The organism is Stenotrophomonas sp. G4 (assembly GCF_003428825.1).
GTDB lineage: Bacteria > Pseudomonadota > Gammaproteobacteria > Xanthomonadales > Xanthomonadaceae > Stenotrophomonas > Stenotrophomonas indicatrix.
The window spans coordinates 682,518-695,642 of the sequence record NZ_CP031741.1 but is presented as its reverse complement, the minus strand read 5'-3'; the positions used below and the strand labels follow the sequence as shown (position 1 = coordinate 695,642).

The window sequence follows — 13,125 nt, the reverse complement described above, 5'->3', positions numbered from 1 at the left end:
CGTTTTCCGCAGGAAAACGGATCTGACCCCATTCCTGTATTTCGATATCTGAAAGATGTGTCGACCAAGGTCGACACCTACCAACAGCCCACGGAATCTGTCGGCGGCGGGGCGGTGTGGGCTGGCAGGACCGTTGGCGCCATGGATGGCGCCATCGAGCCCCCAGGGACGGGTTTACGGCGTGTCCTGCCAGCCCACACCGCCCCGCCATCCCACGGAATGCCCGCTGTTGCCGTTGCCGTTGCCGTTGCTTCGGCTTCGGCTTCGGCTTCGGCTTCGGCTTCAGCTTCGGCTTCGGAGGGTGCCGGGCGCAGCCCGGCCGGCTTACTTCCTGCGCGGCTGGTTCAGCGGTTCCATCGCGCGGAAGCGCTGGCTGTACTCGTCGGTCAGCGTGCGCGCCTCCTGGCCGTTGCGGACGATGGTCGGGGTCAGCAGCACGATCACTTCCGAACGACGGCTGGTGCGGCTCTTCTGCCCGAACAGCGCACCCAGTACCGGAATCCGGCTCAGGCCGGGAATGCCGCTGCTGCCATCGGTGGCCGAATCGGTGATCAGGCCGGCCAGCATGATGGTGTCCCCGCTCTGCACCGCCGCCTCGGTGGCCAGCTTCTTGGTGGAGATGCGCGGATTGCAGTTGCGCTCCTGCGGATTGCAGTTCTCCGGCACGTCCGATGCGCTGCTGATCTCCTGCACGATATCCAGGAACACCGTGCCGTCACGGGTGACGCGCGGGCGCACCTTGAGGATCACGCCGGTATCGATGTACTGCACCGAGCTGTAGCTGCTGGTGCCGATGCCGGTGTTGACCGTGGTGGTGTTGATCGGCACCTTGTCGCCCACGTTGAGGGTGGCTTCGGCGTTGTTGCGCACGAACACCGAGGGCGTCTGCAGCAGGCGCACGTCGGTGACCTTGTCCAGCGCGCTGACCACCGCCGCACCGTTGTGCCCGGTGAATGCCCAGCCGACGCCATCGGTGCCGGTCACTGCACCAGCGAAGGTGTTCCAGGAGCCGCCGGCTGCTGCGGGCAGGGTCAACCCGGACAGCGCGCCGGTCAGCGCACGCCCTGCCACGGCATTGTCGAAGAACCAGTTGACGCCGTACTTCAGGTCGCCGGTCAGCCCGACTTCGGCCACCTGCGCTTCGATGTGCACCTGCAGCGGCATCACGTCCAGCTTTTCAATCACTTCGCGGATCGAGCGCCAGGCCTGCGGCGTCGAACGCACCAGCAGCGTGTTGGTTTCCTCCACCGCCGACACGCCGACACGGTCGCCCTCCACTTCCAGGCTGATGCTGACGTTGCCCGACTGGCGCTGCGGCAGGTTCAGGCTGCCGCCGCTGCTGCCACTACCGCTGCTGCTGCCGCCACCGACCTGGTTGTTGAAACTGCTGCTGTTGCCCGCATCCATGCCGCGGTCGCCCTCGCTGCCCAGCTGCGAGGGAATGGCACCCGGCGCCAGCGATGCCGAGCCGGACCCGCTGCGGTTGCCGCTGCTGGCAAAGGCTTCGCTGAGGCGTTCGGCCAGGTCGCGTGCCTTGATGTAGCGCAGTTCATGCGAGAACAGGCGCGCACTGCCGCCGGCGGTATCGATGCGGTCCAGCCACTGCTGGATCTGGTCCAGGTAGCGCACCTGCGGGGTGATCACCAGTACCGCGTTTGCGTTTTCCAGCGGCAGGAAACGGAACATGCCGGCGCTGGGCGTCTTGCTCTCTTCGCCGAAGACCTTCTCCAGATCCGCCGCGACCTGCTCGGCCTTGCCGGACTGGATCGGGAATACGCCCACCGACATGCCCGAGAGCCAGTCGACGTCGAAGATCTCGACGGTATGCAGGTAGTTCTCCAGTTCCGCACGCGTACCGCCGAGGGTGATCACGTTGCGGCCGCTGTCGACGTTGACGATGGCATTGGGCCGCGCATACGGCTCCAGCACCTTCTTCATCTCGCTTGCAGAGATGAACTGCAGCGGCACCACGCGCACTTCAAAACCGCGTGCGCTGGAGGCCGGCGCGGTGCTCGGCGCCACCGTGCCGGCCAGTGCCTGGTCGGCGGCGACGATGTTGTAGCGGCCACCGCTGTAGACCATGCGGGCGTTGTTCCAGCCCAGCACCATCTCCAGCAGGTTCAGGGCCTGTGCCGGCGATACCGGCTTGGGCGTGGCCAGCGTCACCGTGCCCTGCACGCCCGGCGCGATCACGTAGTTCTGGCCGAGCATGTCCCCGAGAATGGCCTTGACCACCGCATGTACCGATTCGCCTTCAAAGTTGAAGGTCGCTTCACCGGAGCTGGCCGCATGCAGCGCGGGCGACGGTTTGCGCGCGGCCTCGCGGTTGATCATGGTGCCGGTGCCACGGCGGATCACCGCCTGCGGCGCCCCCTGCACCTGATCGGCCGCCTCGGTCTGCGCATCGACGGCAGCCTGGCCGGCACTGGCCGAAGGCTGCAGGTTGCCGTTGCGTTGCACATGCGGGGCCGACACGGTGCTGCAGCCGACCAGCAGCGTCAGGGCGAAGGACCAGGGAAGAAAACGCAGATTCATGCATTCACTCTATCGGTTGGTGCCATCGCCCGGGGGCGGCGACGGTTGTTGCTGCTGTTGCTGCAGCTGACGGCGGCGGGCCTGGATGCGTTCGCGGATGGCCTGCATCTGCGCTTCGCTGGGACCGTTGGTGTTTGCAGGGGGTGCGGCGGCCGCGGCCGGTGCAGGCGAGGCGGGAGCCACGTTGCCATCGGCGGCACGGGGGTTGGGCAGGGTCTGGCTGGGCGTTGGCTGCGGTGGCGGCGGCGGAACCACCGCGCCAGGCACAGGCGGTGTGCCAGCGGCTCCGCGCAGCGCGGTCGGCGCTTCACCGCCCTGGCCATTGAACACGGCCAGTTCCAGCACCTGGCTGCCACTGGAGCCGATCACCGTGGCCTGGCGCGGTTCCAATGCCACCAGCTGCCAGCCATCGACTGCATCGCCGTTGAGGCGCAGGCGCAGCGACCGGCCCTGCTCGGTGGTGAAGGTGGCCATGCTGAAGTCGCCGGTCATCAGCACGCCGGTCAGGCGCAGTGCCGGACTGGCGGCGGCTTCACTGCCCCCCAGCAGATACGGGCGCGGCTTGCGGTCTTCGGCGAACAGGGGCCGTTCGCTGATCACGCTGTAGCTGTCTGCGCCGGCCATGCGTTCGGGCGCCAGCACGGGCAGCGCCGGCAGCGCGGCCTGGGCGTCGCCCTCCGCACTGACCGTGGGCAGCTGGCTGCCAAGACCGAAGCCGGTGGCCAGCCAGAGCGCTGCGGCCCATCCGGCCACCGCCAGCAACAGCCCGGTGCGCAGGCTGATCTGCTCAAGCTTCATCGGCCACCTCCTGCGCATCGGTGGCAGGCTGCTCCGCCGGTGACGGCACAGGTGCCGGCGGCGACGCCACCGGCGCTGCTGCAGGCGGCGTGGCCACGGGTGCTGTCGAGGGATCGGCAGCAGCCGCCGGCAACAGGTAGCCGGCCAGCTCGAAGGACACATCCAGGCCGAGGCCGGATTCGTTGGGCGATTGCTGGAAGCGCTGTGCGATCAGGTTGAGGTTGTCCACGAACAGGCGCGGGCTGCCGGTCTCCAGGCTGTGCAGCACGGTGGCCAGTTCGGCCACGCCACAGCGCAGGCGCACCTGCATGGCCACGCGCACGAACGCAGCATCGCGACGGTTGTCGCTCAACGGCGTGCGGTTGCTGATGGTGCAGCTGCGGTTGCCCGGGCTGGCCATCGCCACCGCATCCTGCAGGCGTGCGCCGAGCGCGGCCGCGGCGGCCTCGGCGGTGGCTTCCTGCAGGAACCCCGGGCGCTGCTGCAGGGCGTCGCGGGTTGCGCGCAGCCGCTGTTCGATCTGCGGCTGCTGCTGCAGCTGCGCCTGCACGCGCTGCTGGCGCTCGCGCAGGGCGGCGGCATCGGCATCGATCGCCAGCAGCGGCTGGGTGAACCACGGGTGCACCAGCAGCAGGTAGGCCAGGCCCAGCACTGCCAACAACAGTGCCAGTGCCAGCCAGCGGTCACGGCGTGCGCTTGGCATCGGCATTGGCCGCCTCCGTGGTTGCAGTCGGGGCGGGTGCCGGCGCCGCTGCCGCCGAAGGCAATGGCTGCAGCTCGGCGGTCAGGGTGAAGCGGTCGCGGCCACTGGCGGCACCGTCAGCCTGCAGCACGCCGGTAAGGTTGACCTTGCGCCACTGCGGCGCGTCCTGCAGCAGCGTGACCAGCTGCGATGCTTCGCTGCTGAGGCCGATCAACTGCAGGCTGTTGTTCTCGATCGCCAGTTTTTCCAGGTAGGTGCCATCGGGCAGGCGTCGGGTCAGCTCGTTCCAGACTTCGACGGTACTGGCGCGCTGGTTGCGCTGTGCTTCCAGGAACGCCGCTCCATCCAGCAGCGCCTGCAGCTGGCTGCGTTCGCTGGCCACGCCGCGCGCACTGCGGGCGCTGCGCTCGACGTCTGCGCGCAGCGCATCGACGGCGTCACGACGGTTGTCCAGCAACTGCATCGCCGCCAGCACCAGCATCACCAGCGCAGCCATGGCAAGCAGCAGGTTCCAGCGCCGCATCGGGTCCGGTCGCTGCTGACGCTGCGCGGGCGGCAGCAGGTTGACCTGCAGCGCGCGGCCCTGGGCATCGATCGCATCGACACCGGCCAGCACGTCGGCCCACGCTCCGATCTGCGCGCGCCAGTCATCCAGCTGGCGCAGCGGCCAGGCCACCAGCTCCACTTGCAGCAGGCCTTCGCCGGCACTGCCCAGCTCACGGATGTCATAGCTGACCTGGCTGGCTTCGAACGGTGTCTGCCGGTCGATCTCGTAGCCGACCACCGCACGCAGGCGGTCAGCGGCTGCGGCAGGCAGACGCAGAGTGCGCCGCAGGACCTGCCCGGCCGGCAGCAGCCACACCCGTGGCAGGCTGCGCAGGCGCGGCTCCAGCACGCGGTCCAGGTCCGCCGGTTGCAGCGGCCATGGCAGGCGGGCCACAGGCTCGAGGCCGTCACCGGTTTCGCGCCAGACCTGCAACTGCCCGTCTTCGCACTGCAGCAGCAGGCGGGTCTGCGACCAGCCCAGCGCCCATTGCCAACGCATCGGCACCCAGGCCAGCAACGACTGCCGCCACCAGCGCAGGAAACGGCCGGCACCGGGGCCGATCTGGCCCTGCACCTGCCGCAGACTGTCCTGCCACGCCGTCATCTTGCTGCCATTCCCTGCTCCCAGCGAAGCACTGTGTAGGTCCGGCCGGGCACCCCGCCCGATCCGTTGCGCACCACCGCCTGCAGCACCGACAGGCGTCCGCTGCCGTCAGTGGCGCGGGACTCGATACTATAGGTGCCACTGCCGCTGGCAAGCGCCGATGCACCCGCAGCGTTATCTCCGTCACGCTCCTGCTGGGCGCGTTGCGCCAGCAGTTGTTCCGCATCCAGGCCCATTGCGGTCAACACCGGGCCACTGGCGAAGCGTGGATCCGGTCGCGCCTGCCGGCTGTAGAGCGTCAGGTGCGGCAGCATCGCGGCATACAGCGGCCCGCGCATCCCCAGCACTCGCTGCAGTTCGCCCAGGGTTTCAAAGCGCTTGTTGCGCGGGCCATAGGGCAGGCCTGCGGCGGCGTACTCCGGCGCCTCGGCACCGCCACCGGGCTGCAGCAGGCTGTCTTCGTCGCGCCAGTCGATGATCGCACCGGCCAGCTGCCTGGCGCTTTCTGCCGGCTCGCCCAGTGCCTGCATGAATGCGGACAGCAGGGCCGCATCGGCCAGGTTGAGGTTGATCTTGCCGTTCTCGTCCAGCACCCGGATCTCGATGCGGGCGTCGTCGAACTGCCAGCGATAGGCGCGGCCATCAGCCTGCCACGGCGGACGCTGCGGGTCCGGCTGCAGCCGCAGCAACGCGTATTCCAGGCCGGCGCGGGCGCGCTCCTGGCCGCGTGCGTCGTCACCGAGCACCCGCTGCTGCAGGTGTTCGACCCGTGCGCTGAGCGCAAAGGCGCCGACCAGCGCGGTCATCAGCGCGATCAACCACAACACCAGGACCAGCGCGGCACCACGTGGACGCTTCATCGCGCACCTCCGCTGCCACCGGCCCGCAGTGACACCACCAGCGGCGGCCACGGCGCGCCCCTGGCCGGCACGATCTGCACTTCCACCAGCAATGGCAGGCGCCGGGTGTCCTCCCAGCGTGGCAACCATTCGGTCAGCTGCCCGTTGCTGGCGTCGACACCGCGGTAGCGCAGCCTTACGTCCTTCAGCTCCTCCGCCAGCACTTCGGGCGGGCGCGGCGGGTTCTCTTCGATGCGCTCGCCTTCCTGCAGCAGCACCAGCCCCAGCAGCAAGCGGCGGTGGCCGGCTGCGCCATCCACCTGCAGCGCATGCAGGTAAGGGCCGCCACGACCGAGATAGCCCGGCAGGTCGGCAACGAACTGCATGCCCTGATCGTCACCCTGGAAGAACACCGGTTCGCGGGTGGGATCGGGCACTTCCAGCGGGCTGCGCAGGGCACTGGCGAGCTGCCGCCGCAGCAGGGCCTGCACTGCGCGCATGCGTTCGCTCTGCGCGGCAATCTGCTCGCCGCGCTGGCTGATCGCCATCGCCGATCGCACGCTGGCGAACGCCAACGCCAGGCCGCCTGCCAGCAGCACCGTGGCCAGCATCACTTCGACCAGGGTGAAGCCGCGTGCGCGGCGCCTCATCGCGCATTCTCCAGCGCGGGCGGCAACAGACGCAGGCTGCGCCAGCGCAACTGCTCGCGTTCACTGTCGCCCCAACGCACCTGCAGCTGCAGTTCCGCCAGCCAGGGTGCGCCCGGCGACTGCGCAGCGGGCAGCGCACCACTGCGCGGCTCGGCCCAGGGCTGCACCTGCAGCTGCCAGTGATAACGCCCCTGCTCCCACTCGCCCTGCTGGCTGCCGGCCTGCAGCGGTGCTTCCACCCCGGCGGCGGCCAGCAACGACTGCGCGTGCAGCACCGCGCGCGTGCGCAGCTCGGCGTCGCGCACCTGCCGCGCGCCGCCGGACAGGCTGCCCAGCAACAGCGTCAGCGCCAACCCGAGCAAGGCGAAGGCAACGATCACTTCCAGCAGGGTGAAACCCCGGGCGCGCGACCTCATTGCGCCCGCCACGGTCCGGAACGGACTTCACCGGTCAACCAGCCCACATCGATGCGCCACTCGGCGCTCTCCAGCTGCAGGCGGATGCGGCCGCCGCTGGAACCGCCATCGGGATGGAATTCGATCACGCCCTGGCCGGGCGCGGTGGCCAACTGCGCGGCACCTTCGAACTGCACCTTCAGCTTGGCCGGCACTTCACCGTGGCGCTGGCTGGCGCCCTGCCAACGATGCTGCGCCGGTTCGATCACGAAGCGCTGCGGTTCGCCGCGGGCAATGGCCTGCGCGCGCACCATGCGCAGCTGGTTGGCGATGTCCTTGCCGGCACTGCGCAGCTGCATGCCGGCAAAGCCGCGCGACATGCCAGCGGCGGTGATCAGGCCGATGGCCGCGATCAACGCGATCACCAGCAGCATTTCCAGCAGCGACAGGCCCGCCGCGCGCCTGCCGTGCAGGCGCGGGTGTGACACCCGGCGCGGCAGGAAAAGCAGCATGCGTGCTTATGGCTGGTAGCGGATATCAGCGTCGACGCTGCTGCCGCCAGCCTTGCCGTCCTTGCCCAGGCTGATCAGTTCATACGCCTGGCCCTCGCCCGGTGCGCGGTACTCCAGCGCATGGCCCCACGGGTCGTTGAGGTCGGCAGGCTTGGCATACGGGCCCAGCCAGCCAGCGACGCCGGCCGGTGCGGTCACCAGGTCGTTGAGCGAGGCGGGCAGCTTGCCGGTGTCGATCTGGTAGTTGTCGACCTTGGAGGCAACGGTCTGCACCTGCGCCTTGGCGATGTTGGCCTTGCCACGATCGGCGCCGCCGAGCACGCGGCTGGCGACCAGAGTCAGCACCGCGCCGATCAGCACGATGACGATGATGATCTCCAGCAGGCTCATGCCCGACTGGTGGCGTGCGGCGGTGAAGGAAAGGCGGATCGGTCGACGGGAAGCAATCATGGTCGGTCCTTTCAGGTACGGGATGTCGGGGTTGCGAAGGAGGCCATCGTCAGCCGATGGCGTTGGTAAGGTCGTACAACGGCACCAGCACGGCCACGATCACCGCGCCGACCACCGAGGCCAGCACCAGGGTGATCGCCGGCACCATCGCCGCCAGCAGGCGGTCGATGCGGCGGGCGCTGTCCTGTTCGAAGGTATCAGCAGCTTTCAGCAGCATGGTATCGAGCGCGCCGGACTCCTCGCCGACCTGGATCATCTGCAGCGCCAGCCGGGGAAAACGCTTGCCGCGCGACAACGCCAGCGACAGGCCGGTGCCGTTCTTGACCTCGTCGGCGGCGGTCTCCAGGTCTGCCGCCAGGGCGCGGTTGCCAAGCACGTTGCCGGCGATGCCCAGTGCCCCCAGCAGCGGCACGCCGTTGCGCAGCAGTGTCCCCAGGGTGCGCGCCAGCCGCGCGGTTTCCAGCTCGCCCAGCAGGCGGCCGATGCCCCGGCGCTGCAGCAGCCAGCCATCCAGCGCCAGACGGAACGCGGGCTGCCGCACCTTGCGTTCGAACAACAGCAGCAGCACGCCCGGCACCACCAGCAGCAGCACCCACCAGTCGCGCACGAACAGGCCCAGCTGCAGCACCAGGTTGGTGAACCATGGCAGCGCCACGTCCAGGCTTTCGTACATCTGTGCGAACTGCGGCACCACGTAGCCCAGCAGGAACAGCAGCGCACCGCCCACCACCACCAGCAGGATCGCCGGGTAGACCAGCGCGTTGATCACCTTGCCCTGCAGCGCACGGCTGCGTTCGAGGTAGTCGGCCAGGCGTTGCAGCGTCTCGTGCAGGCTGCCACCGGCTTCGCCGGCGCGCACCATGTTCACGTATAGACGCGAGAACAGGCCGTGCTGGCGTTCCAGCGCGGTCGACAGCGGCGCGCCACCACGCACCACGTCGCGGATGTCAGTGATCGCGCGGCGCGAGCGCTCGTCTTCGGGCAGGCTGAGCAGGATCGACAGCGCGCGGTCCAGCGGCTGCCCGGCACCGAGCAGGGTGGCCAGCTGCTGGGTGAACTGCAGCAATGCCGCGCCCTGCAGCGGACGCTGGCGGAACAGGCCGCGCAGGCTGCTGCCGCCAACCGCCCCCCCGTCGGCCAGCTGCGTCTCCATCGGCAGATGGCCCTGGTCCTGCAGGCGCGCGACCAGCTCGGCCTCGCTGGCCGCTTCCATCTGTCCGTCGAACACTTCACCGTGTGGGTTCAGTGCCTTGTAACGGTAGTTCGGCATGTCAGCGTCGTCCCTGCACGCGCATCAGCCTTCCTCGGTCACGCGCAGGACTTCCTCGAGGGTCGTCTGCCCGCTCAGGGCCTTGCTCAGGCCGTCCTCGTACATGGTGCGCATGCCGGCTTCGCGGGCGATGCGCTCGATCTCGCCCATGCCATCGCGACGCATCACCGCACGGCGCAGCGCGTCGTTCATCACCAGGAATTCCATGATGGTGGTGCGCCCCAGGTAGCCGGTCGGCGCCAGCGCCGAAGGCTTCGGGCGATACAGGTGGATCGTTCCATCCGGTTGCAGGCGGCGCAGGTCGAAGCGTTCGATCTCTTCCGGCGAGGCTTCGTAGCGTTCGGCGTGGGTCGGCTCCAGCCGGCGCACCAGGCGCTGGGCCAGGATGCCGTTGATGGTGGAGGTGAGCAGATAATCTTCCACGCCCATGTCGAGCAGGCGGGTAATGCCGCCTGCGGCATTGTTGGTGTGCAGCGTGGACAGCACCAGGTGGCCGGTCAACGCTGACTGGATCGCGATGCGCGCGGTTTCCAGATCGCGCATTTCACCGATCATGATGATGTCCGGATCCTGGCGCACGATGCTGCGCAGGGCATTGGCGAAATCCAGCCCGATCTGCGGCTTGGCCTGGATCTGGTTGATGCCTTCGATCTGGTACTCGACCGGATCTTCAACGGTGATGATCTTGACGTCGGCGGTGTTGAGCTGGCTCAACGCCGTGTACAGCGTGGTGGTCTTGCCCGAACCGGTGGGGCCGGTCACCAGCAGGATGCCGTGCGGCTGTTCAAGCACCTTGCGGAACTGCGGCAGGAAGGCATCGGTGAAGCCCAGCCGATGGAAATCGAACACCACCGTCTCGCGATCAAGCAGGCGCATCACCACGCTTTCGCCGTGCGCGGTGGGCACCGTGCTGACACGCAGGTCCAGTTCCTTGCCCTGCACGCGCAGCATGATGCGGCCATCCTGCGGCAGGCGGCGCTCGGCGATGTTGAGCCGGGCCATGATCTTGATGCGGCTGATCACCGCGGCGGTCAGGTTGGCCGGCGGGCTCTCGCCTTCGACCAGCACGCCATCGACGCGGTAACGCACCTTCAGCCGGTTTTCGAACGGCTCGACGTGGATGTCCGACGCGCGCAGTTCGACCGCGCGCTGGATCACCAGGTTGACCAGGCGGATCACCGGCGCTTCGGAAGCGAGATCGCGCAGGTGCTCGATATCGTCCACTGCGCCGCCCTCGCCATCGGCGGTTTCCACGATCGCGCCCATCGCACTGCGGCCCTGGCCGAACCAGCGCTCGACCAGATCATCGATCTCCGCGCGCATGCCCAGCAGCGGCGTGACCGGTACACCCAGTGCCAACTGCACAGCCTGCTGCGGGTAAGGATCGTGGGCGTCGGCCAACCACAGCTGCACGCCGTGTTCATCCAACGCCAGCGGGCACACGTGGAACTGCTTGAGGAAGCGCAGCGACAGCGGCAGGCCTTCGGCCAGTGCCTGCGGCGGCGATTCAGGCAGCTGCCGTCCTTCCAGCAGCGGCAGGCCAAGCACATCGGCGCTGGCCTGCGCCTGGTCACGTTCGGACACGAGCCCAAGCCGTACCAGCAGGCCAAGCAGGCTGCCACCGGACTCGGCATGCAGCGGCCGCGCACGTGCCAGATCTCCTTCCTTGAGCCGACCACGTGCCAGCAGCGCATCGAGGATGCGGCCTTCAGTATCGTCGGTGGCAGTGGCAGCGAGCGCGTTCACATGACTCTCCTGTCGATCGTCCCGACTTTAGCAGTTAAGCCGTGGTTTCCACCCGCTCCGATTCTTCTTTCGTGAAAAGACGAGGCCCGTCACACAGGTAACGGGCCTCGCTTGTTCATTTACGACAGCCGGTGATTACTGGGTCGCCAGGATGCTCACCCCGCTGTAAGCGGCCTCACCCACCACCTTGATGTAGTAGGTACCGGCCACCGGCTTGGCCACGCGCACGGTTTCGGTGTTGCCCGGGCGGGTCGACTTGGCATCGTTGTCGGTCGCGGTGGGCACGCGGCCCTGCGCCAGGTATACCGACACGTTGCCGCTGCCGCCATAGGTCAGCACGCTCAGCGTCTTGCCGGCCGCCGCTTCGAAGGTATAGACGGTTTCGCTGGCGGCCGCACCGGCCAGCCCGCCCACGGTCACCTTGTTGGTCAGCGGAATGCCTTCCGGCTCGCAGTTCTCGGTGCACGGCTCCTTCAGCGCGGCATCCAGTGCGGCCTTGGCATCGAGGATGCCGCTACCGATCGGGGTTGCCGCCGGAATGGTCACCGGGAAGCGACGCGCCGACTGCTTGAGCAGGGTTTCCAGCGCGGCCGGGGCCAGCGGTTCCTTGCCCTTGGCGATCAGCGCGCTCTGCACCAGGGCAGCCACCGCGGCAACGTGCGGCGAGGACATCGACGTGCCGCCCTTGCCCATCAGCACCCACTCACCGGCGTCCGGGGTGGTTTCCGAACTGGAACCGACCTGCCAGATGTAGCCGTTCGGGTTGCCGTCGACACTGCCGCCACCGCCCGGGGCCGACAGGTCGACCGCGGTGCCGTAGTTGGAGTAGTAGGTGATGCCACCGGTGACACGGGTCGCACCCACCGCCACCACGTTGTTGCAGCTGGCCGGACGGTACTTGGACGCGTTGTCGGTTTCATTGCCGGCCGCGACCACCACCAGGGTGCCGCGCGACACGGCGCCGTTGATCGCGTCCTGGTAGGCGGCATCGCAGGCGCCGCCACCGCCCAGGCTCATGTTGATGATTTCCGCCGGATTGGTGTTGGCCGGAATGCCCGGCACGGTGCCGCCCGACGCCCAGGTGATGGCGTCGCTGATGTCGGCCAGGGTGCCGCCGCACTTGCCCAGCACGCGCACCGGCAACACCTTGGCCTTGTAGGCCAGGCCTGCCAGGGCACTGCCGTTGTTGGTCACCTCGGCAATGGTGCCGGCCACGTGCGTGCCGTGCCAGGAACTGCCTTCCGGTTCGGAACCGGTGTAGCACTCGTTGGCCGTTTCCACCCAGTCGCCGTAGTCGGTGGCCCCCGGTGCGCGGCCATCGTTCGGGCGGCGCGAGGATTCCTTGTCACTGATGAAATCGTAGCCTTCCAGCAGATTGCTGCCGAAATCCGGCACGCCCGGCAGGATGCCGGTATCGAGCACGGCGACCACGATGCCCTCGCCCTGCGAGAGATCCCACGCGGCCGGTGCATTCACACCACCGGTGGCGTTGAAGAAGTTCCACTGGTACTGCGCGTAGTTGGGATCGTTGGGCACCAGTGCCGGCTGCGCATTGGTGGCACGCAGGTCCGAGCGCTGCAGGCGCACGTTGGCCACCGCGTACTGCACCGACGGATCGGCATTCAGTTCAGCCAGCACCTTCTGCATGTCGGCCGAGCCCAGCCGGGACTTCAGGCGGATCAGGTCGCCACCGGTACCGAGCTTGCGCTCCACCAGCGGGGAAAGTGCCGCAGCACGGCTGGTGGTGCCGCTGCTGACGATGGCACGCGACAGTGCCGACTGCACGACCGAGAGCTTGGTCGAACGATCGCTGGCGGCCGCGGTGCCGTTGCGGTACTTCACGATGATGCCGTCCACGCTCTGCTGGGCAGTGCTGGCCACGCGCGCCGGTTCCTTGGCCACGCCCGGCTTGGCCGCATGCGCCGCACCGACGCCGACAGTCAGCGACAACACGGCGGCAGCCAGCACATTGATGCGAAGGGTCTGCTTCTTGGTCACGTTCGAAATCCTCTTCAAGGTCATGGTTGAGCTTTCCTTCTCCGCCCGTTGCACGGACAGAGCTCACTACGGCCATCAC

Annotated in this window: 12 protein-coding genes; all 12 read right to left on the bottom strand. The window is 68.3% G+C overall.

Going from position 1 to position 13,125, the window contains the following annotated elements; translation table 11 throughout:
* Window positions 1-324 precede the first annotated feature (324 nt).
* On the bottom strand, window positions 325-2,535 hold the full coding sequence (gene gspD, locus D0Y85_RS03070) for a type II secretion system secretin GspD (RefSeq protein WP_117309504.1): 2,211 nt from the start codon (window positions 2,533-2,535) through the stop codon (window positions 325-327).
* A 9-nt stretch (window positions 2,536-2,544) separates the two neighbouring features.
* A complete protein-coding gene (locus tag D0Y85_RS03065; protein WP_117309503.1) occupies window positions 2,545-3,333 on the bottom strand; it encodes a general secretion pathway protein GspN in 789 nt (262 codons plus the stop codon).
* Window positions 3,323-4,042 (bottom strand): type II secretion system protein GspM, encoded by a 720-nt coding sequence (gene gspM / locus D0Y85_RS03060; RefSeq protein WP_032977172.1) that lies wholly within the window; start codon window positions 4,040-4,042, stop codon window positions 3,323-3,325. The genes D0Y85_RS03065 and gspM overlap by 11 nt, the downstream gene beginning before the upstream one ends.
* A complete protein-coding gene (locus tag D0Y85_RS03055; RefSeq protein WP_117309502.1) occupies window positions 4,017-5,186 on the bottom strand; it encodes a PilN domain-containing protein in 1,170 nt (389 codons plus the stop codon). Before D0Y85_RS03055 ends, gspM begins: the two co-directional genes overlap by 26 nt.
* Entirely contained in the window at window positions 5,183-6,046 is an 864-nt protein-coding gene (locus D0Y85_RS03050; protein ID WP_117309501.1) for a type II secretion system protein GspK, read from the bottom strand. The genes D0Y85_RS03055 and D0Y85_RS03050 overlap by 4 nt, the downstream gene beginning before the upstream one ends.
* Window positions 6,043-6,675, bottom strand: coding sequence for a type II secretion system protein J (locus tag D0Y85_RS03045; RefSeq protein WP_093818850.1), 633 nt, complete (start codon window positions 6,673-6,675; stop codon window positions 6,043-6,045). Before D0Y85_RS03045 ends, D0Y85_RS03050 begins: the two co-directional genes overlap by 4 nt.
* Window positions 6,672-7,091, bottom strand: a complete 420-nt coding sequence (locus D0Y85_RS03040) for a prepilin-type N-terminal cleavage/methylation domain-containing protein (RefSeq protein ID WP_025876704.1) — start codon at window positions 7,089-7,091, stop codon at window positions 6,672-6,674. The genes D0Y85_RS03045 and D0Y85_RS03040 overlap by 4 nt, the downstream gene beginning before the upstream one ends.
* Complete coding sequence (locus D0Y85_RS03035; protein ID WP_117309500.1) at window positions 7,088-7,582, bottom strand: GspH/FimT family pseudopilin; 495 nt, start codon at window positions 7,580-7,582, stop codon at window positions 7,088-7,090. The genes D0Y85_RS03040 and D0Y85_RS03035 overlap by 4 nt, the downstream gene beginning before the upstream one ends.
* A 6-nt stretch (window positions 7,583-7,588) precedes the next feature.
* On the bottom strand, window positions 7,589-8,032 hold the full coding sequence (gspG, locus tag D0Y85_RS03030; RefSeq protein ID WP_093818848.1) for a type II secretion system major pseudopilin GspG: 444 nt from the start codon (window positions 8,030-8,032) through the stop codon (window positions 7,589-7,591).
* A gap of 49 nt (window positions 8,033-8,081) precedes the next feature.
* Window positions 8,082-9,302, bottom strand: a complete 1,221-nt coding sequence (locus D0Y85_RS03025) for a type II secretion system F family protein (protein ID WP_117309499.1) — start codon at window positions 9,300-9,302, stop codon at window positions 8,082-8,084.
* A 24-nt stretch (window positions 9,303-9,326) separates the two neighbouring features.
* The gene (gene gspE, locus D0Y85_RS03020; RefSeq protein ID WP_117309498.1) at window positions 9,327-11,048 is read right to left on the bottom strand and encodes a type II secretion system ATPase GspE; all 1,722 of its coding nucleotides are present in this window, start codon (window positions 11,046-11,048) and stop codon (window positions 9,327-9,329) included.
* Window positions 11,049-11,183: 135 nt separating this feature from the next.
* A complete protein-coding gene (locus D0Y85_RS03015) occupies window positions 11,184-13,070 on the bottom strand; it encodes a S8 family peptidase (protein WP_205420726.1) in 1,887 nt (628 codons plus the stop codon).
* Window positions 13,071-13,125 lie beyond the last annotated feature (55 nt).